Source organism: Natrinema sp. HArc-T2, from assembly GCF_041821085.1.
Taxonomy (GTDB): Archaea; Halobacteriota; Halobacteria; order Halobacteriales; family Natrialbaceae; genus Natrinema.
Genome location: NZ_JBGUAZ010000002.1, coordinates 311,882 through 329,211 on the forward strand (window position 1 = coordinate 311,882; position 17,330 = coordinate 329,211).

Annotated in this window: 20 protein-coding genes and 1 tRNA gene; 12 read left to right on the forward strand and 9 right to left on the reverse strand. The window is 64.0% G+C overall.

The window, feature by feature from the left end; translation table 11 throughout:
- Window positions 1-10: 10 nt before the first annotated feature.
- Both ACERI1_RS06065 and ACERI1_RS06070 read left to right on the forward strand, forming a co-directional pair.
- The gene (locus tag ACERI1_RS06065; protein WP_373617179.1) at window positions 11-133 is read left to right on the forward strand and encodes a hypothetical protein; all 123 of its coding nucleotides are present in this window, start codon (window positions 11-13) and stop codon (window positions 131-133) included.
- A gap of 67 nt (window positions 134-200) precedes the next feature.
- Window positions 201-1,010, forward strand: coding sequence for a helix-turn-helix transcriptional regulator (locus ACERI1_RS06070; protein ID WP_373617180.1), 810 nt, complete (start codon window positions 201-203; stop codon window positions 1,008-1,010).
- A 186-nt stretch (window positions 1,011-1,196) separates the two neighbouring features.
- Here ACERI1_RS06070 and ACERI1_RS06075 read toward each other — a convergent pair whose 3' ends face one another.
- Window positions 1,197-3,023 carry a helicase C-terminal domain-containing protein gene (locus ACERI1_RS06075; RefSeq protein ID WP_373617492.1) on the reverse strand — a complete coding sequence of 609 codons (1,827 nt, stop codon included), beginning with the start codon at window positions 3,021-3,023 and terminating at the stop codon, window positions 1,197-1,199.
- 202 nt (window positions 3,024-3,225) lie between these two features.
- Between ACERI1_RS06075 and ACERI1_RS06080 the strand changes: the two genes are divergently transcribed.
- Window positions 3,226-3,314 (forward strand) — tRNA-Gly (locus ACERI1_RS06080).
- Window positions 3,315-3,410: 96 nt separating this feature from the next.
- On the opposite strand, the gene ACERI1_RS06085 is transcribed toward ACERI1_RS06080, so the two are convergent.
- Window positions 3,411-3,656 carry a hypothetical protein gene (locus ACERI1_RS06085; RefSeq protein ID WP_373617181.1) on the reverse strand — a complete coding sequence of 82 codons (246 nt, stop codon included), beginning with the start codon at window positions 3,654-3,656 and terminating at the stop codon, window positions 3,411-3,413.
- Window positions 3,657-3,773: 117 nt separating this feature from the next.
- On the opposite strand from ACERI1_RS06085, the gene ACERI1_RS06090 reads away from it, so the two are divergent.
- From ACERI1_RS06090 to ACERI1_RS06100, 3 genes are read left to right on the forward strand one after another with little or no spacing between them, the layout of a single operon-like run.
- Entirely contained in the window at window positions 3,774-4,745 is a 972-nt protein-coding gene (locus ACERI1_RS06090) for a YkgJ family cysteine cluster protein (RefSeq protein ID WP_373617182.1), read from the forward strand.
- 30 nt (window positions 4,746-4,775) lie between these two features.
- The gene (locus ACERI1_RS06095; RefSeq protein WP_373617183.1) at window positions 4,776-5,729 is read left to right on the forward strand and encodes an NAD(P)H-binding protein; all 954 of its coding nucleotides are present in this window, start codon (window positions 4,776-4,778) and stop codon (window positions 5,727-5,729) included.
- Complete coding sequence (locus ACERI1_RS06100) at window positions 5,726-6,463, forward strand: hypothetical protein (RefSeq protein WP_373617184.1); 738 nt, start codon at window positions 5,726-5,728, stop codon at window positions 6,461-6,463. The genes ACERI1_RS06095 and ACERI1_RS06100 overlap by 4 nt, the downstream gene beginning before the upstream one ends.
- Here ACERI1_RS06100 and ACERI1_RS06105 read toward each other — a convergent pair.
- Window positions 6,460-6,633, reverse strand: coding sequence for a DUF5786 family protein (locus ACERI1_RS06105; RefSeq protein ID WP_373617493.1), 174 nt, complete (start codon window positions 6,631-6,633; stop codon window positions 6,460-6,462). The two genes, ACERI1_RS06100 and ACERI1_RS06105, sit on opposite strands and share 4 nt — an antisense overlap.
- A gap of 179 nt (window positions 6,634-6,812) precedes the next feature.
- Between ACERI1_RS06105 and ACERI1_RS06110 the strand changes: the two genes are divergently transcribed.
- Both ACERI1_RS06110 and ACERI1_RS06115 read left to right on the forward strand, forming a co-directional pair.
- Window positions 6,813-7,820 (forward strand): DUF5784 family protein, encoded by a 1,008-nt coding sequence (locus tag ACERI1_RS06110; RefSeq protein ID WP_373617185.1) that lies wholly within the window; start codon window positions 6,813-6,815, stop codon window positions 7,818-7,820.
- Between the two features lie 94 nt (window positions 7,821-7,914).
- On the forward strand, window positions 7,915-8,976 hold the full coding sequence (locus tag ACERI1_RS06115; protein ID WP_373617186.1) for a zinc-dependent alcohol dehydrogenase family protein: 1,062 nt from the start codon (window positions 7,915-7,917) through the stop codon (window positions 8,974-8,976).
- Window positions 8,977-9,243: 267 nt separating this feature from the next.
- On the opposite strand, the gene ACERI1_RS06120 is transcribed toward ACERI1_RS06115, so the two are convergent.
- Complete coding sequence (locus ACERI1_RS06120; protein WP_373617187.1) at window positions 9,244-9,531, reverse strand: DUF2795 domain-containing protein; 288 nt, start codon at window positions 9,529-9,531, stop codon at window positions 9,244-9,246.
- Window positions 9,532-9,700: 169 nt separating this feature from the next.
- Here ACERI1_RS06120 and ACERI1_RS06125 point away from each other — a divergent pair, with 169 nt between their 5' ends.
- Together ACERI1_RS06125 and ACERI1_RS06130 are read left to right on the forward strand one after the other, a co-directional pair.
- On the forward strand, window positions 9,701-10,489 hold the full coding sequence (locus tag ACERI1_RS06125; protein WP_373617188.1) for a PHP domain-containing protein: 789 nt from the start codon (window positions 9,701-9,703) through the stop codon (window positions 10,487-10,489).
- Between the two features lie 44 nt (window positions 10,490-10,533).
- Window positions 10,534-10,698 (forward strand): DUF6757 family protein, encoded by a 165-nt coding sequence (locus tag ACERI1_RS06130; protein ID WP_006183007.1) that lies wholly within the window; start codon window positions 10,534-10,536, stop codon window positions 10,696-10,698.
- On the opposite strand, the gene ACERI1_RS06135 is transcribed toward ACERI1_RS06130, so the two are convergent.
- A complete protein-coding gene (locus tag ACERI1_RS06135; RefSeq protein ID WP_373617189.1) occupies window positions 10,699-11,022 on the reverse strand; it encodes a ferredoxin family protein in 324 nt (107 codons plus the stop codon).
- A 138-nt stretch (window positions 11,023-11,160) separates the two neighbouring features.
- On the opposite strand from ACERI1_RS06135, the gene hemB reads away from it, so the two are divergent.
- On the forward strand, window positions 11,161-12,168 hold the full coding sequence (gene hemB / locus ACERI1_RS06140; RefSeq protein WP_373617190.1) for a porphobilinogen synthase: 1,008 nt from the start codon (window positions 11,161-11,163) through the stop codon (window positions 12,166-12,168).
- A gap of 475 nt (window positions 12,169-12,643) precedes the next feature.
- The gene (locus tag ACERI1_RS06145) at window positions 12,644-14,299 is read left to right on the forward strand and encodes an ammonium transporter (RefSeq protein WP_373617191.1); all 1,656 of its coding nucleotides are present in this window, start codon (window positions 12,644-12,646) and stop codon (window positions 14,297-14,299) included.
- Window positions 14,300-14,407: 108 nt separating this feature from the next.
- Here ACERI1_RS06145 and ACERI1_RS06150 read toward each other — a convergent pair whose 3' ends face one another.
- The 4 genes from ACERI1_RS06150 to ACERI1_RS06165 all read right to left on the reverse strand — a co-directional run bounded on the left by ACERI1_RS06150 (window position 14,408) and on the right by ACERI1_RS06165 (window position 17,229).
- Window positions 14,408-14,524 (reverse strand): CcmD family protein, encoded by a 117-nt coding sequence (locus ACERI1_RS06150; protein ID WP_138777706.1) that lies wholly within the window; start codon window positions 14,522-14,524, stop codon window positions 14,408-14,410.
- Between the two features lies 1 nt (window position 14,525).
- Window positions 14,526-15,248 (reverse strand): cytochrome c biogenesis protein, encoded by a 723-nt coding sequence (locus ACERI1_RS06155; RefSeq protein ID WP_212750759.1) that lies wholly within the window; start codon window positions 15,246-15,248, stop codon window positions 14,526-14,528.
- A gap of 43 nt (window positions 15,249-15,291) precedes the next feature.
- Window positions 15,292-15,978, reverse strand: coding sequence for a cytochrome c biogenesis CcdA family protein (locus ACERI1_RS06160; RefSeq protein ID WP_373617192.1), 687 nt, complete (start codon window positions 15,976-15,978; stop codon window positions 15,292-15,294).
- A 75-nt stretch (window positions 15,979-16,053) separates the two neighbouring features.
- Window positions 16,054-17,229: a c-type cytochrome gene (locus tag ACERI1_RS06165; protein ID WP_373617193.1), complete on the reverse strand. Its 1,176-nt coding sequence runs from the start codon at window positions 17,227-17,229 to the stop codon at window positions 16,054-16,056.
- Between the last annotated feature and the right edge of the window lie 101 nt (window positions 17,230-17,330).

A 17,330-nucleotide genomic window follows, 5' to 3' on the forward strand; every position in this document is an offset into this window, starting at 1 on the left:
CCCTCCGGTCGTGACATTGATACTTGCGGGCCTCTTGTCGTCGATTATGGACAAGAATCAGGTCATCGCGCTCCTCTTTGCGTTCCTCATGGTGTCCTCGATGGTCGCCTGGGGCGCGACGGCTATCTTTTAAGACGGGATCGTGACAGGTAGCCGTCAATCGTAAGGGTTTACTGCAGACTAGTCAGTCTGGTAACTAGATGACCGACGAGTCAGCACGGGCGCTCCGCTATCTCTCCGGCTCGACCGTCCGGCCCACTATTCTCGAGCGACTCGTCGATGGCTCCGCCCAGCCGGCTGAGCTGGTCTCGGTCGCCGACGTCTCCCGGACGACCGTCCACCGGACGCTCTCCGAGTTGGGCAAGCGCGACTGGGTGCGACGCGTCGACGGCGGCTACGAAGCGACCGCGATCGGCGAACTGGCGCTGCAAACCTACGAGCGCGCTCACAGTCGGTTTCAACTCCTCGATCGACTCGAGCCGTTCTGTGCTCACGCCGAAGCCATCGCTGCTGAACTCGACCTCGACTGGCTGTGCGAGGCACGGCTGGCGACGCCGACCGAAACGAATCCCCAGTACCCGCTCGAGTGGTACGACGACCGTCTCACAGCCCTCGAACGGGCCGACGAGCACGCACGACTGTGCGTTACCACGCCGGTGCTCACTCGACAACTGCTGGCTGCCCACGACCCGATCGCCGACGCGGGAACGCCGATAGAACTCGTCGTCGACGATGCGGCCCTGCGCGCCGTCGCGACACAATCACCAGACCGGGTGTGTACGTCGCTCTCGACCGACGCGTTCGAACTGTACGCCGTGTCGGACTCGCCGTCGATCGGAATGACACTCGGCGCGGAACGGACGCTCCTGCATGCGTACGACAACGGTCGTCTCGTCGTCGGCCTCGAGAGTACGAACGATCGGCTTCGCGAGTGGGCGACCGATCGATACAGCCGACTTCGGGCTGACACACGGCAGGTGACCGGCGAAACGCTCGAGTCCCTGTCCTGACGCACGCTCGGCAGTCGTCGGACGACTGGCCACGACCGGCGACCTGTTACACACTGTGCAACATGTTACGCGAGACAGATAATTACGCGCTGGCCGTCTCGGCTCAACCGACGGCAGTGTCGGTGGACCGGGGTCGAGGTCATGCCTATTCGTCCACGACGGGACTGGTCCACCGCGAATTGGCCGTCACTCGTCGGTATCCCAGACATCCGCCAGCGGACTGGACCGGGACGATCGCCGCGACCGTCGCGATCGCGACGAGGTTCTATCGTCATGTCCGGCGTCCGCCTCACTGGCGCGGCTCGAGCGCGACGCACCCTCCGATCGTGCTGTCCTCGTAGCGCCGCCGAGGGCCGCCTGCGGATCGAACGCGGGGAGTTCGGGCCGTTCCATGCGATCGACCTGCGCCGCGAACCAGTCGGGCATGTCCGTCCGCGCGCGCTCGAACAGATCCACCAGACTCGAGTCCGCTAGATACGTCGCGCCGTAGTCGTCGGGCGCACGGACGACCCGGCCACAGGCCTGAATGACCGTCCGCAGCGTCGTCCGGTAGTACCACGCCCACTGACCCTCCTCGAGTCGGTGGGCCACCCGCGAGTCGCCAGTGTTGAGGAAGGGAGCTTTACAGAGCACCTGCCACCGGCAGAGATCGCCCTTCAGATCGAGCGCTTCCTCCATTTTCACCGAGAGGAAGACGTCTGGTTCGTCGCTGGCTTTCCAGGCCTCGAGGGCGGCATCGCGACCGTCACGGTCGTGGGTCCGAATCCGTTCGCCGACGCCAAAGTCGACCAGCAGGTCGGCGAGGCGCTCCTGAATGTCGTAGGAGTGGGCGTGAATCAACCCCTTCTCGTCGGGGTGGTGGGCCATTAGTCGGACGATCGTCCGCGCGATCTTCGGCGTCGTCTCGTCGCGTTGTTCGTAGGTCATCTTCCCCTGTGTCACGTCATATAGCGGGCGATTCTCGACGGGGAAGGTGTGCTCGACGTCGACCAGCGCGACCCGCTCGGGCTCGAGGCCAACCTGCCGACAGAACGCGGCCTTGTTTAAGATCGTCGCCGACAGGAGCGCGAACTTGTTGCCTCGGTCCCAGACGGTGTGCTGGAGGTACTTCTCGGGGTTCATCGGCTTGATCGTCAGCGGCCCGCCTGCGGGGTCGTCCTCGCTAGCATCGCGATCGCGCGGCTCGGACTGGTCGACCAGCCACGTCGTCGGACTTTGCGGATCGCGGTAGTCAGAGACGAACCACTCGAGTTCGCCGATGAGTTCCTGTAAGCGATCGCGCTCGCGGACGTCGGCGGGCGAGAGCGTCTCCTGTGCGAGCAATTCGTCTTTTCGGCGTTCACAGGTCCCTGCCAGATTGTCGGCGTAGCGGGCAGCGCGCTCGACGGAGTCGACCTCGGGAACACGAAGCTCGTCCCAGAACGGGACGGTTCGCGGGCCGAGTTGGATCGTCGCGTACATCTCGGCCCACTCGGCGAGGCCGTGGGCCTCGTCGACGACGACGACGTCACGCTTGCGAAAGACCTCGCTGCCGGCGGTCTGCATGAAGTAGGCAAGCGTCATCGCCGCGATCTCGCGGTTCGACGCGATCGCCCGGTCGGAGAAGTACGGGCACCGATGCTTGACGGCACAGTCGTAGCCCCGTTCTCGCACACAGGGGGCCTGATTGACTGGCGTCTCGCGCTCGTCGGGCAGGATGCAGGTGTAGTTCGATTTGCCGCGGATGACGTTGAGGTCGGCCAGCAGGTCGTCGGTCGCGACGTCGTCCAACTGGGAGACCTGCGGGGTCGTGTAGTAGGCCCCCGTGGCGTCGCTGGGGTCGCCTTCGTCGGCCCGCCGGGCACAGCCAGCGACGGCGCGAGCGAGCAGGGACTTGCCGCTGCCCGTCGGCGCGCGAACGAGCACGACATCGTTGCCGGCTGTGAAGGCGTCGCGGATGTCACGCAGTGCCTGCTCCTGTGCCCCGCGGTAACTCGGCGCGGGAAACTCCTCGAAGAGCCGCTCGGGATTCACCGTTCGTCTCACGGCGCGGCCACGTCCTAAAAGCTGCGGACCGTCGCGTCCCGTGTGACTGGACCGGGTTGGCGCGGCTGCTCACCGCTGGTGAAACCGGCGGCTACCCATCGGTATCAGCCGCCTACGGAACGGGAACGACCGACGGAAGACCGGTAGTCGACCGATTACAAAGATGAAATCCACCCTCGCACTGACATGCGGAAGGGTCGCTCAGCGGAAGAGCACCGCGGTGCCACCTGGCTCCGCGGCGGCACTTTGCCCCGTGGCGTTCAACTCCCACCCCTTCCGCTTGCAGTTGCTGCCGTGGTTGTAGCTGCGGTCGTGAGACCGCACGCAGTGTCATTGTCGTCACAATCGCATCCACACGCTTCCGTCACGACATTTTCACCGCGGCCCGAGTTGAGAGGCGTCGTCACCGACGCGTTCGAGCCGCTCGATATCCGCTGCCGTCGGATAGTCTGGCAGCGCCTCGAGACACGGATAACACAGTAGATGCGAAGTGCCGTCCTCGAGGTCCAGCGTGATCGCGGTCCCGACGGTGCCGGCGTCGGTCCCGAACGACCAGAGATTGGCGATTCCGCCCGAAATCGTGACCGTCCGGCCACAGCCGTCACAGGAGGCTTTCGACATACCAGAGCTTGAGTGTCGCACGGTGAAAGCCGTTCGCCCGAGCGGCGCTGGCTCGCTCGAGGCGAGGCCGCGAGTACCCGCATCACGATTATAGGCCACAGTGATGTAGCGCCGCATATGGAGGTGAACTGCGAAGGCTGTGCGGGCTGTTGTCTGGACTGGCGAGAACTGCTCGGTGATGACGACAGTGTCACTCGAGACGCTGCCGACGAACACGAGCACGAACACCGGCGGCACGACCCGTTCGCAGGCAGCGACGGGAACGACTCGTCCCGCGACCCACTCGACGACGATCCCACGTTCGTGGCGCTGACCCGCGACAAGGTGCGGGCGTTTCTCGAGGCAGGGATGGCCGACGCACTGACCCCGCGGTTCTGGTACGCCCGGGACGACGCGGAAGGCGTCACAATCGACAGCCACACCGTCGCCGCTGTCGCGGACAGGCCGGCTTTTTTCATCGGGCTCCGGAAGCCGCCGAAGCCAGTGGCCCCGTTCGAGCGCACGGCGCCGGCGTGGCTGCCGACCTGCGTCTTCCTCGATCCGACGACGCTGCAGTGTCGGATCCATGGGGACGAGCTGTTTCCCGCCGAATGTGGTGCGTATCCGGAACACAACCTCGCACTCGCACAGGAAACCGAATGCAAGCGCGTCGAGTCGGCCTTCGGCGGTGATCGGCTGCTCGAGACCGACCACGACGAACCCGACGGCCTGTTACTCGGCTCGCAGGCGATCGGCGCGAAACTGTTCTGTCATCCGCGACCGGTCGACCTCGAGGGAATCGTCGAGCGGGCCACAGCCGGCGAACTCACCTGCCGGGACCGTGCTGAGACGATCGCCGTTGCCGCCGCCTCGAGCCCCGGAACGCTCGCGATTTCCGACCATCACTACGAGCAGGCGAAAGCGACGATACTCGAGGACAGCGGTCCTGACTCGGAGTCTACAGCGGACTCGTGGGTTGGTCCCGCCATCCGCGACTGGTATGAGCGCTGCCGGGAGGCCGGCGAGGCGGTCCCGTCGCCGGCGGTCGCCGACGCCGTCGAACGCGAGCGCGGCGCACCCGAGACGCCGGGCTGGGATACCCTCGAGTGATGTTAAGCCCGTCCGGTCCGAATGGACGGTATGCGCGTACTGGTAACGGGAGCGACCGGGTTCGTGGGCCGGCGGCTCGTAGCCGCGCTCCTCGCGGAGACGAGCCACGACGTGACGGTCCTCGTGAGAGACGCCGCGAGCTACGAGCAGCCCGACGGCGTCACCGTCGTGGAAGGGGACGTCCTCAAGCCGGGCAGTTTCGAGGCCGCGCTGGCGGACGTCGACGTCGCCTACTATCTGATTCACGCGATGGGAGCCAGCGGCGACTTCGCCGAGCGGGATCGACGCGCCGCACGGAACTTCGAACGGGCCGCGAGCGACGCCGGCGTAGAGCGGGTGATCTATGTGAGCGGGCTCGGCAGCGAGAGCGAATCGCTCTCGAGTCACCTCGCCTCCCGCCGGGAGGTCGAGACGCTCCTGCGGGCGGGCAGTGCCGACGTAACCGTCCTCAGAGCGGCGATTATCATCGGCGACGGCAGCGCGAGTTTTCGACTGGTTCGCCAGCTCGCGACGCGGCTTCCGGTGATGATCACGCCACAGTGGGTCGACACCGACTCTCAGCCGATCGCGATCGACGACGTGATCGCCTACTGTCTGGCAGTGCTCGAGCGACCCGAGACGGCTGGCGAAACGTACGAGATCGGCGGGCCGGACGTGCTCACCTACCGCGAGATGCTGCTCACAACCGCCGAGATCGCGACCGGTCGCCGCCCGCTGATCATCTCCGTCCCGGTCCTGAGCCCGCGGCTCTCGGCACACTGGGTCGGGCTCGTCACCGACGTTCCCAGGGAGGTCGCCTACCCGTTGATCGAAGGCGTCCGCAATCGCGTCGTCGTCACTGACGATCGGCTCGAACGGCTGGTCAACCTCGAGCTGACGCCGTTCGACGTGGCGGTTCGACGAGCCGTCGGTCGCGAGTCGGACGACACTGATGGCGTCGGTCGCGCCGAGACGACGGCCCCAGCGGAGCGAGGCGGGAAATGACGGGATCACTGGAGTACGGCGAAACGTGGGTCTACGAGAGTCTGCTCGGGACGATTCCCGGCGTTCACGTCTCGAGCCGGACGGCGATCGGCATCCAGTTTCTCGGCTTCGAGGCGGCGATCGTCGTCGTCGCGGTCGTGTATGATCTCTGGGCGGCGGTCGTCCCCGGCACGGTCGCCGTCGTCGTCGCGACGGTCGGCAGCTGGCTCATGCTGCGGTTCAGCCGGGCCGTTCGCGAACTGCCGACACCGACGGCGTATCGGCGATTGCTGTTCGGCTCGAGCATCGATGTCGTCCTCGGCGTGGTCGCGTTCGTCGCACTCGTCACCTATCTGTTCGTCGTCGATCCACAGGGGAGCAAAGCCGGGTCGTCACTACTGGTTGATCTGTTCGGAGCCGACCCGCCGGCGCTTGCGATCGGCCTCGCGTTGCTCGTCCTCTGGGATGTGGTCTATCGGATCGGGACCTGCTGGTGGGCGAGCGTCGTCGGGTTGTGGCGAGCGATCACCTACGCGTTCGAGCCGGGCCCGACACGCGCGTACCAGCGCATCGACGCGATCAACGTCGGCTTCGCAGCGGTGCAGTTGCTGTTAGTGCCGCTCGTCGCGGATCACGAGGTGTTACTCGTCGCGGTTGTCGGTCACGTCGTCGCCGTTGCGGTCGTTGCGACGCTCTCGATCGTCGTTCAGGGACGGAAAGAAGCGAGGGGAGTGGCGTCTCCCGACCACCGTTAGTTCGACTTGATCTGCTCGAAGGTATCGAGCAGGTCCTCGGCGGAGTCGCCGGCGTCGTACTCGACCTCGCCGTGATAGATCGTCCGCTCGTCGTCGAAGTCCGTGTCGACCGTCGAAGCCTGCTTTTCGCGGCGCTCGTGCTCGTCTTCGTCATAGGCACCCATTGACATGGTAAGTAACAACATGGTACGGGCGTCGCGACTATTAATGTAACGGTCGTTCACACCCGGTGGCAGCTCACGTCGACCAGGGTGGAAACGAGTTACTCGAGTGTGAACCCGATCCGAGTGCATCCACGCAGGTGGGACACAGCGAACGATATATGCACCCGCACACTCTAGAGGTGATCGTGGCACGGCCACTTCGCTTTCGTTACTCGCCCCAGTCCTGGAGCGACGGGCGCGTACACCAAGAGATCCTCCAACCGCTCCAGTCGAACATCGGCGCAGAATCCGTCACCCCCTGGTTCAAGATCGGCGGCGACTGGCGGGCACATCGCTTCGAGATGCAAAACGGCGATGTCGCTCTCTTTGCACACGCCAACGGCGACGCCTACTGGATGGGCAACACCGAAACGCCCTCTACGTTGTGGAAAACAGACAAGTTCGGCTGGCGGGACGTCCCCCATCACGTCGCACGCTGGGCCAAGCGAGAACTGACCGCGACGCTCCACGAGCGGTCCCCCTGGCTCGCGGACTACCCGCATCTCTCGTGGTTTTTCCTGCCCGTGTTCATGTCCAAAGACGGTCGCGACTCCACCCGCGCGTTCTTCCGCGACCACGCCGCGGGCTTTCCCGACGCCGACCACCGGGAGACGACCCGGTTTTTCGAGGAGTTCCTCTCGACCGGCGTCTTAGACGAGTATCGACACGTCATGTCGGGGAAACTCGGCACCAGCGACCACGTCGACCGCGTCCGGATGAGCGCCGCGATGGCCGAGTTCATCGCCGCGAAACACCTCACTGACGCCGGCTACGACGTGGTCCCCGAGATCGAGGTCACGACCGGTCACTCGCTCGATTTCCGAGCCAAAACCGACGACACCAACGTCCTCGTCGAGGTCACCCGACCACAGCCGCCGGGCACCCGCGCCGCCACCGGCCCCGTCGCCGCCGTCCGCGAGACTGCCGAGACTAAAACCAACGGCCAGCTGGCCGACCACGGCGGCGGCGCAACCCTGTTCGTCGACTGCTCGAGCTTCCGGGACGACGAGTGGGCTGCCGTCCGCGGCGAGCAACCCGACGTGCGCCACCGCCCCGCCGTCGTCTACCGCACCCGACCGAACGGCCACGTCGAAGGCTACCGAAAGGGAGCGGTTCCGCTCGAGTTGGACGACGTCCTGACGGTACTGGACTGATCGGGCGCGGCTCCCTCGACGCCTAGTCTCGCCACCTGTCAGCCGGTGAGGCGGGAAGACACGTATTTGTAATATGCTATAGTCACACATAGCCATGCGCGCAGCAGTCCTCGAGGCACACGGCGAACCGCTCTCGATCGAAGACATCGACGCGCCGGATCCGACCCCGGACGGTGCGGTCGTCGAAGTCGAGGCCTGCGGCGTCTGCCGGAGCGACTGGCACGGCTGGCAGGGCGACTGGGGCTGGCTCGGGCTCGAGACCCAGCCGGGACAGATCCTCGGCCACGAGCCCGCCGGTCGGGTCGTCGCCGTCGGCGACGAGGTCGAGGAGGTCGACGAAGGCGACCACGTCGCGATTCCCTTTAACCTCGGTGACGAGACCTGTCCGCGGTGTCAGCGTGGCCACTCCAACATCTGTGAGAACGTGATGCCACTGGGGTTCATCGAGACGGTTCAGGGTGCGTTCGCCGAACAGGTCCACGTCCCCGTCGCCGATCACAACCTCGTGACACTGCCCGACGGCGTTTCGTCGGTCGACATGGCCGGGCTTGGCTGTCGATTTATGACCTCGTTCCACGCGCTGGCCCACCGCGCCGACATCGGTGCGGGCGACTGGGTCTCGATCCACGGCTGTGGCGGTATCGGGCTCTCGGCAGTGCACATCGCCGACGCACTCGGCGCGAACGTCGTCGCGGTCGATCTCAAAGACGACAAACTCGAGAAGGCCCGCGACCTCGGCGCCGTCGAGACGGTCAACGCCGAAGACGCTGCCAACGTCTCCGGCGAAGTGCAGGCGATTACGAACGGCGGCGCAAACGTCTCGATGGACGCACTCGGTATCGCGACCACCTGTCAGAACTCGGTGTCCAGCCTCGACGCACACGGCCAGCACATCCAGGTCGGACTCACGACCCAAGACGAACAGGGAATGGTCTCGCTGCCGACCGACGCGATGGTCATGCAAGAGATCGAGTTCATCGGCTCGCTTGGCATGCCGCCGACCCGCTACGACGAGATCTTCCGGATGGTCTCGACCGGCAAACTCGAGCCCGAGAAGGTCGTCTCCGAGACGATTGGACTCGAGGACGTCACCGACAAACTCGAGGCGATGACTGACTTCGAGACGGTCGGCATTCCGGTAATAGACACCTTCTAAATTTTGCTCTGCGGGCCGCTTCGCGGCCCTCGGCAAAATTTAGTATAAAAGCACTCCTCCTTCCGTTCGCTCGCATTGCTCGCTCACATCAGTCGTCGGCCCGCTCGCTCACTACGTTCGCTCGCGGAGGTCAACAGTTGACACCTCCGCCAGTGGAGTGCAAGTGGCTGTACCGAGCGCGCCGTCGGCGCGCTCGGCCTTTTTTAATCGAATTTTTTTGCTCGAGCGGTCGGCCGGAGGCCGACCCGAGAGTGAAAAACTTCGGTCTTAGAAGGAAACGGCGTCGGGCGAATACGGACTGCCGACCGGTGTCGGGTCGCGGTCACTATAGCCGACGCGGCCAATGGCCTTGTTGCTGACCGCAGAGTAGACGGCGAGGCGCGCGTCTTCCGGGTGCTCGAAGGTTTCGGACTCGAGGCGGGCGAGTACGTCACCAACCGTTTCGGACCCGTTGGGGAGTTCGAGGGTCCGGTCCCCGTATTCGTCGATCAGTTCCTCGGTCGTTGCGGGGTAGTCGTGGTCGTCGATGACGTCGCCGGTGCCATTGAGCAGCATTACGCCCTATCGTCCGTGAACGATAATTATAAACATTGTCCATGCATGTTTCCTAGTGTCACTAGAGACCTATTATGCCTAGTAGACAGCTAACAGACATGAAATTCGGACAACGATCGGGCACAGCCCCGGAGAAACGCCTTTAGGAGCGGCCCTGTTCGGGTACGGTATGCCATACGCGGACTTACACGTCCACACCACGCGCTCGGACGGGAGCCTCCCACTCGAGGCAGTCCCCGAGGTCGCGGCGCGCGACGGCGTCGACGTCGTCGCAGTGACGGACCACGACCGGGTCCAGCCGTTCGGCGGCCCTATCGTCGAACGCGACGGCGTGACGCTCATCCACGGGATCGAGTTGCGGGTCGGCACCGAGGCCTCCCAGCGGATCGATCTGCTGGGGTATGGCCTCGAGCCGAGTGCAGAGCTCGAGGCGATCCTCGAGTCGATCCAGGAAAACCGCATGGAGCGCGGGCGGGCCATCGTCGACTGCGTGGAGTCGCGGCTGGGCGTCGATCTCGGCGTGACGATCGACAGCGGGTTCGGACGGCCACACATCGCGCGGGCGATCGACGCCCATCCCGAACTCGAGTACGACTATCAGGGCGCGTTCGACCATCTCATCGGCTCCGACTGTCCGTGTTACGTCCCTCGCGAGGTCCCGTCGTTCGAACGGGGACTGGCGGCGCTGTCCGAGTCGTGTCGGCTCGTTTCGCTCGCCCATCCGTTGCGCTACCGCGATCCCGAGCAGGCACTCGCGTTGGCCGCCGATCTCGATGCCGTCGAACTCCAGTATCCGTACGGTCGCGAGGTCGATCGTAAGCCAGTTGAACGTGCGATCGAGCACCACGATCTGCTCGCCACCGGCGGCAGTGACGCACACGACGAGCGCCTCGGTATCGACGGGCTCTCCCGGGGGGCCTACGAGCGCCTCGAACTGACAGACAGCTTTACTAACTGACCGCTAGCGGAGGGTTCAATGCGTCGTGGTCCGTACGGGCGAGTATGAACTGCCACTACTGTGACCGCGAAGCTGCCTTCGCAGCCGAGTCCGATGGACTGAAAGTCGGCCTCTGCGAGGAACACTTCCGCGAGCGGTTACAGGAGCTCGCCGAAGCTGATGGGCTCGAGAGCCTCAAAGAGAAAGTCGACGTCGATCGAGCCGAGTAATTACGCGGTTCGACCGGCGTCGACGTCGATGGCGTCGACCGGGCAGACGTCGACACAGAGCATACAATCGATACACTGTGCCTCGTTGGCTGGGTCGGCCTTTTCTTCGCTTTCGGGATGACCCGGCGTGTCGACCCACTCGAAGACGTCGACCGGACAGTCCTCGACGCAGGCTCCGTCGGCCAGACAGATGTCGAAATCGACTGCGACGTGCGTACCGTGGATCCCGAGTTCTTCGGGTTCGTCGACGGGACCCCAGACCGAATGTCCGTCGTGTTCGTCGACCTGTTCCCGGTTCTCGGTGAACTGTGGATCGATAGCCATGACTAACATGGTAGATGTGAGACGCGTACTTAAAATTGCGTACTCACCTCACTTGGAGTCCATCGGCACGTAAGCGGGCCAGCGGCCTCGGACGAGTACGAACGCACTGCTTTTGCACGTTCCGTCAGTAAACCCGGTATGGATCTCACACACCGTCCCCGACGGCTCCGGCAGGACCGGGTTCGCGACCTCGTCAGCGAGACGAGACTCGAGTCGACCGATCTGATCGCCCCGGTGTTCGTCGACGCGACGACCGACGAGCGCGTCCCGATCGAGTCGATGCCCGGCCACGAGCGAGTGCCAGTCGACGACGCCGTCGCCCGCGTCGAGGAAGTCCTCGAGACCGGCGTCGAGGCCGTGATGCTCTTCGGAATTCCGGAGTCAAAAGACCCCGAAGGAACCCGCGCCTGGGCCGACGACGGCGTCATCCAGGAGGCGCTACGTCGAATTACGAGCGAGACTGACGCCTACGTCATCACTGACGTCTGTCTCTGTGAATACACCGACCACGGCCACTGCGGGCCACTCGAGGAGGAACTGCGCGGCGATGCGCTCGCGGACGGTCCCGCCTGCGAGCCGACGATGACCGTAGACAACGACGCGACGCTCGCAGCCCTCGAGAAGATCGCTGCCTCACACGCCCGTTCGGGCGCGGACATGATAGCACCGAGCGGGATGATGGACGGCATGGTCGGTGCGATCCGATCGGCGTTAGACGAAGCGGGATTCGAGAATGTCCCCATTATGAGCTACGCGGCCAAGTACGAGAGCGCGTTCTACGGTCCCTTCCGGGACGCCGCCGACGGCGCGCCCTCGTTCGGCAACCGGCGACACTACCAGATGGACCCCGCGAACGCCCGCGAGGCACTACGAGAGGTTCGACTCGACGCCGAGCAGGGCGCGGACGTCATGATGGTCAAGCCCGCCCTGCCGTATCTCGACGTCGTCAGTGCCATCCGCCGGGAGTTCGATCATCCCGTCGCGGCCTACAACGTCTCCGGCGAGTACGCCATGCTGCATGCCGCCGCCGAGAAGGGCTGGTTAGATCTCGAGGCGGTGGCACTCGAGTCGCTGCTGTCGATCAAACGGGCCGGTGCGGACCTGATTCTGACCTACTTCGCGGAAGACGTCGCGCCACAGCTGTAGTGTGACGACTGGCGGCGGTACTGCTTTTGAATCGATCGTCTGTGAGCACTCGAGACCGGCATGTAGACGAATGTCAACATCCGATCGACCCGACAGCGTGCGGTGGCAATATCTGCCGCGCGCAAGCGACGGGACCCCGAGACGCCCCTCCACAGCGGGCGATGACCGATAGTGTTCCCACAGAGACGTCGCATCGACGATCGACAGGGGTTGACAAACCCGTAGAATATAACTGCCGCGCGGAATCGTCCCCGTTGCTGAGTACCTTATACACATTATACTTGACTAAGCTTTGGGCGCATGAACCTATTACAGCCAGTATTCTGGACGAACAACAACGCTAATCCTTAAATGGTACAAGAGCAACGAGTCAAAACGTGATTTGGAACACGAACGCGGTGCAGATTGCAGAAGAAAAGCACGATCGTCTGGTCGATAGGGGGCGCAGTGCGTGGAGCCACGAGGTGACCGCCTGATGGATGCGACGCTCCTGCAGGCCGAGACCGAGCTGCTGATGGAGTCGATCAACTACACGTGGATCCTGATCGCCACGTTCCTGATCTTCTTCATGCACGCCGGCTTCGCCATGCTCGAGGCGGGGCAGGTGCGCTCGAAGAACGTCGCGAACCAGTTGACGAAGAACCTGCTGACCTGGAGCGTCGGCGTGACGGTGTTTTTCCTCATCGGTGTCGGCGTCGAGGGCGTCGTCGCCGGGAGCGGCTTCACGCCCGGGTTCCAGAGCGACGCGACCGGCTGGATGGACTGGCTGTACGGTGCAGTCTTCGCGATGACCGCCGCGACCATCGTGTCGGGTGCCGTCGCCGGACGGGCAAAGCTCCGTGCGTACGTCACCTACACGTTCCTGCTGGCGGCGGTCATCTACCCCGTCGTCACCGGGCTCACGTGGGCCGGCGGCTACATCGAGACGATCACTGGAACGCCGTTCGCTGACTTCGCCGGCGGCATGATCGTCCACGGGATGGGCGGCATCGCCGGTCTCACTGCGGCGTGGGTGCTCGGCCCGCGTATGGATCGGTACAACAGCGACGGCACCGCGAACGTCATTCCCGGTCACTCGCTGACCTTCGCGGTTCTCGGGACCCTGATCCTCGCCTTCGGCTGGTACGGCTTCAACGTCGGCACGTCGGCGATCATCGACATGGAAAACGGCGTCTTCCTCGGCGACCAGCTCGGTCGCGTCGCGATGACGACGACGATCGCGATGGCCTGCGGTGCGATGGGTGCCGGCCTCGTCGCCTGGCTCAAGACCGGCAAGGTCGATACGCTGTACGTTGCCAACGGCCTGCTGGCCGGCCTGGTCGGTATCACGGCGATCCCCAACACCACCGCGTGGTGGGGCGCGTTCGTGGTCGGCGGCCTCGCTGGCGCACAGCTACCGCTGGTCTTCGAGTTCGTCGAACAGTACCTGAAGATCGACGACGTGTGTGCGGTCTTCCCCGTCCACGGCTCGGCGGGCATCCTCGGAACGCTGCTGTTCCCGTTCGTGGCCGCCCCAGGCGTCGTCGACAGCGTCGCGAACGCGTTCGTCGCACAGCTCACCGGCGTCGTCCTCATCAGCGCCTGGACGATCGCGACCACGGCCACTATCTGGTACGCGTTCAAGGCGGCCGGTCAGGCCCGCGTCTCGGCTGCACACGAACGCGACGGGCTCGACGTCTCCGAACACGGCGTCGACACCTACCCCGAGTTCGGCCAGCCCGACGTCGCGACCGACGGCGGCAGCGCCGACGAGGTCATTCGTACCGATGGGGGCGAGCCGACCGACGGGCAGATCAAGATGGTCACGGCGATCGTCCGCCCCGACCGCCTCGGCCAGATCAAGACCGCCCTCGCCGACGTCGGCGCACCGTCGCTGACCGTCACCAACGTCTCCGGACGAGGCTCCCAGCCCGCCAAGAAAGGACAGTGGCGCGGCGAGGAGTACACGGTCGACCTCCACCAGAAGGTCAAAATCGAGTGTGTCGTCGCCGACATCCCGGCTGGTGACGTCGTCGACGCCATCCGCGGAGCCGCCGAGACCGGCGAACCCGGCGACGGCAAGATCTTCGTCATGCCCGTCGAGGACGCGATGCAAGTCCGGACTGGCAACACCGGCCCGGACGCCGTCTAACTCGAGATCGCCGGGATCACAGTCCGCTTTCCGGGCCGACTTCGGCCATCGAGCAGTACCACTCGACTCGACAGAGAGCAGGATCGCAATCGCGTACTGCGCCAGAACTTACTGCAGATCCTGCAGTTGTCGTTCGAGTCGGCGCAACTGCCGCTGCATATAGAGTAGATACGCGAACAACACCACGAACACGGACCCGTAGCCGGCGAGGAGAAGAGTGTCCATCTTACCGCACCTCTTCTTTCTGAAGGATGATTTTATCTTCGATTTCGTGGAGTCGGATACGAATCGCCATCACGTAGATGTAGAGCAACGCCAGCGCAAGAAACGAGATCCCGAGGATCAGCGGATCGATGTTCGCACTCACGCTCGAGTTCGCGATCGTCGGCTCGTGAAACGTCGGCGACCAGAGTCGACCGGCGGTGTACGTAATCGGGACCGTGACGAACGCGACGACGCCGTACACCGCGGCAAAGCGCTCGTCGCTTCCCCGTTCGGTCGAGGCATAGACGGCGAGATAGCCAGCGTAGATCAGCCAGACGATCAGAAACGTGACGAGCCGAATGTCGCTCCACTCCCACCAGGAGTTCCACACGACTCGTCCCCACATACTCCCGGTCGCGAGCGTCAGTGTCGCGAACAGAAAGCCGATTTCACCGCCGCTGTGTGCGAGGCGGTTCCAGAAGCGTCCCTCGTACCGAAGATACAGCAGGCTCCCGATAAACGTCGTCGACAGCGCAAACGCGGTGAGAAACGCCAGTGGAATGTGCCAGTACGCAATGAGATTGATCCCGTGTTCGATACCGTACATGGTCCGGGAGGCGACGCCGAAGACCAGCGCAAGCGAGACCAGACCGAACGCAAACGCCCCCCACCTCACGACCCGACTCCACATAACCCAGTGAAACAGGCGGATGAGTGACGCGAGCTGTCGAGAGAACGTACGCATACCGCAGTACTTGAAAGCGCCTGACTTAGTTTTTTTCCAGTCGTTATCCGACGAGCACTGCCAGAATCGCTTTGTCGAGTTCGAACAGCAGGCCGATGCCCGTCACGACGAGTGCGTACCCGCTCACTCGGCGGATCAACGCGGGCCGCTCGAGCGCGCGGACACGAGTCGTGAGCAGCGTACTCGCCCGTTTCCCGCCGTAAGCAACGGCTAGCAGCGGGCCCGAGAACCCGACACCATAGGTGAACAAAAGCGTCGCGCTCCGCGTTACGTCACCGGACGTCCCAACGTATGCGAGAACACTGCCGAGGACGGGGCCGACACAGGGAAGCCAGATAATGCCGAGAAACAGGCCCAAGACGAAGCCACTGACGAGTGGGTGTTGCGTGTTCTCGACGGACCTCGTCACTCGAGACGCCGGGCCAGTGATCCGTGAGGCAGCGGTCGTGTAGGCGTCGTGGAGGTCGTCGTCGGCCATGACCGCGCCGAACGCAATGATCAGGAGCACGAACGGCACTCTGAGTGTCTCCGGCGTCACGGCACTGAGCAGTGACGTGATAATGCCGAGTGCAGTAAACGAGGCGATACTCCCCGTGACGATCGACACCGGTCGCAGTCGGTGGCCAGCACTGCCCGCAAGAAGCGGCGGAATCATGGGGAGACAACAGGGCGTCAGCGCAGTCAACGTCCCTGCAACGAAGACAGCGACGAGTCCGGCCACATCGAACATGGCACGACGTTGTAATACGAGCCAAAAGAACGTGCTGGATCCGAGACCGACGGATCCGCGGCGACGATCGACGATCTAACCGTCGATCGATTCGTTTCGAAGCGGCTGGTCGTAGTACTCGACGTCGTCGGGGATGTCGCTCTCGTTGAGCGATTCGGTCCCGGTCGGGATCCCAGCCAGCTCGAGTTTCTTGCGCATCGGGTTCATGTCGTAGCCGAGTTCTTCCTGCGTCCGCGGGTAGTAGATGCCTTCTTCCGGCGGTCCGGTCGTCGGGAAGTCCTGCTCTTTCTCGACGAACGCGGGGCGGTCGTGGCCGTTCATGTAGCCGGCGATATCCTGGACATCGTCCCAGTCACTCACCGTATGCGGCGTGCCGTACGGCATCGACTCGCGGATGAACGACGCCGAGGTGTACATCCGGCTCATGCCGGCACCATCGTTGAACGCGTCCGGCCCCCACAGTGGGGGTGCAGTTCCCTCGATTCCCTGTCCATCATCGCCGTGACAGGAGGCGCAGTTCTCGAGGTAGAGTTCGGCACCGCGCACGGGGTTGACCTCTTCGATCGGTTTCTTCTCGTCACCCTCGGGCTTGTTCAGGTGTGACCAGTAGGGCTGGCCCTTCACTGGCACGCCTTCGCTCAGCCACTGCATGTACGCCTCCATCGCCTGCATCTCTCGGCTGTCGTAGGCTGGCGTCCCCTCGGGGGAGTCCTGGGAGTTCATACTCCGGTCGAAACAGCCCATCAGGCGCTGGCGCGAGTCGCGCATGCGGTCGCGTCGAGACGTCCACTCCGGCAGGTCCGCGTGGGTACCCACGAGCGGAATCATGTCGATATCCTGCCCGACCATCCCCTGTGTCATCCCATAGCGCGGGTCAGTGCCGCCGTGGCAGCTGGCACAGGAGAGCTCGTTGCCGACGTGTTCCGGCATCGCCTGGGAGGTGTTTTGCATGAGTTCACGCCCGTAGCGAACCATCTCGCGCTCCTGTTCGTTCGAGGGGAGCGTCGAGTCGTTCATCTCCTTGGGGGAGAACTGGACCTCGTCACCGGCGGTCGCGTTCCGGTACTCGAAGTTGTCTTTCGAGTCGCCTTCTCGGAGGTCTTCGTCGAGCACTTTCCGATCGGGCCACTCTTTGGGGAGTTCAGTCGTCTCGTTGGACTCTTGTCCGCCGGGTACCGCCGGCGCGGCACAGCCGGCGAGGGCGATTAAGACGACAACACCCAGTAGAGCGAGATGATTGCGATTTGTCATCCCGCATCACCTCTGGTTGTGATCCACAACTGATTTCGTCTCTGCATATTGCCATATATAACAACTGATGATTAAACATTTATGGTCGGCAGAAATTCACG

What these genes read in the sequence shown, in the direction of transcription:
- ACERI1_RS06070 (WP_373617180.1), top strand. Translation starts at nt 201, where the DNA reads ATGACCGACGAGTCAGCACGGGCGCTCCGCTATCTCTCCGGCTCGACC.
- ACERI1_RS06085 (WP_373617181.1), bottom strand. Translation starts at nt 3,656, where the DNA reads ATGTCGAAAGCCTCCTGTGACGGCTGTGGCCGGACGGTCACGATTTCG.
- ACERI1_RS06090 (WP_373617182.1), top strand. Translation starts at nt 3,774, where the DNA reads ATGGAGGTGAACTGCGAAGGCTGTGCGGGCTGTTGTCTGGACTGGCGA.
- ACERI1_RS06095 (WP_373617183.1), top strand. Translation starts at nt 4,776, where the DNA reads ATGCGCGTACTGGTAACGGGAGCGACCGGGTTCGTGGGCCGGCGGCTC.
- ACERI1_RS06100 (WP_373617184.1), top strand. Translation starts at nt 5,726, where the DNA reads ATGACGGGATCACTGGAGTACGGCGAAACGTGGGTCTACGAGAGTCTG.
- ACERI1_RS06105 (WP_373617493.1), bottom strand. Translation starts at nt 6,633, where the DNA reads ATGTCAATGGGTGCCTATGACGAAGACGAGCACGAGCGCCGCGAAAAG.
- ACERI1_RS06115 (WP_373617186.1), top strand. Translation starts at nt 7,915, where the DNA reads ATGCGCGCAGCAGTCCTCGAGGCACACGGCGAACCGCTCTCGATCGAA.
- ACERI1_RS06120 (WP_373617187.1), bottom strand. Translation starts at nt 9,531, where the DNA reads ATGCTGCTCAATGGCACCGGCGACGTCATCGACGACCACGACTACCCC.
- ACERI1_RS06125 (WP_373617188.1), top strand. Translation starts at nt 9,701, where the DNA reads ATGCCATACGCGGACTTACACGTCCACACCACGCGCTCGGACGGGAGC.
- ACERI1_RS06130 (WP_006183007.1), top strand. Translation starts at nt 10,534, where the DNA reads ATGAACTGCCACTACTGTGACCGCGAAGCTGCCTTCGCAGCCGAGTCC.
- ACERI1_RS06135 (WP_373617189.1), bottom strand. Translation starts at nt 11,022, where the DNA reads ATGGCTATCGATCCACAGTTCACCGAGAACCGGGAACAGGTCGACGAA.
- hemB (WP_373617190.1), top strand. Translation starts at nt 11,161, where the DNA reads ATGGATCTCACACACCGTCCCCGACGGCTCCGGCAGGACCGGGTTCGC.
- ACERI1_RS06145 (WP_373617191.1), top strand. Translation starts at nt 12,644, where the DNA reads ATGGATGCGACGCTCCTGCAGGCCGAGACCGAGCTGCTGATGGAGTCG.
- ACERI1_RS06150 (WP_138777706.1), bottom strand. Translation starts at nt 14,524, where the DNA reads ATGGACACTCTTCTCCTCGCCGGCTACGGGTCCGTGTTCGTGGTGTTG.
- ACERI1_RS06155 (WP_212750759.1), bottom strand. Translation starts at nt 15,248, where the DNA reads ATGCGTACGTTCTCTCGACAGCTCGCGTCACTCATCCGCCTGTTTCAC.
- ACERI1_RS06160 (WP_373617192.1), bottom strand. Translation starts at nt 15,978, where the DNA reads ATGTTCGATGTGGCCGGACTCGTCGCTGTCTTCGTTGCAGGGACGTTG.
- ACERI1_RS06165 (WP_373617193.1), bottom strand. Translation starts at nt 17,229, where the DNA reads ATGACAAATCGCAATCATCTCGCTCTACTGGGTGTTGTCGTCTTAATC.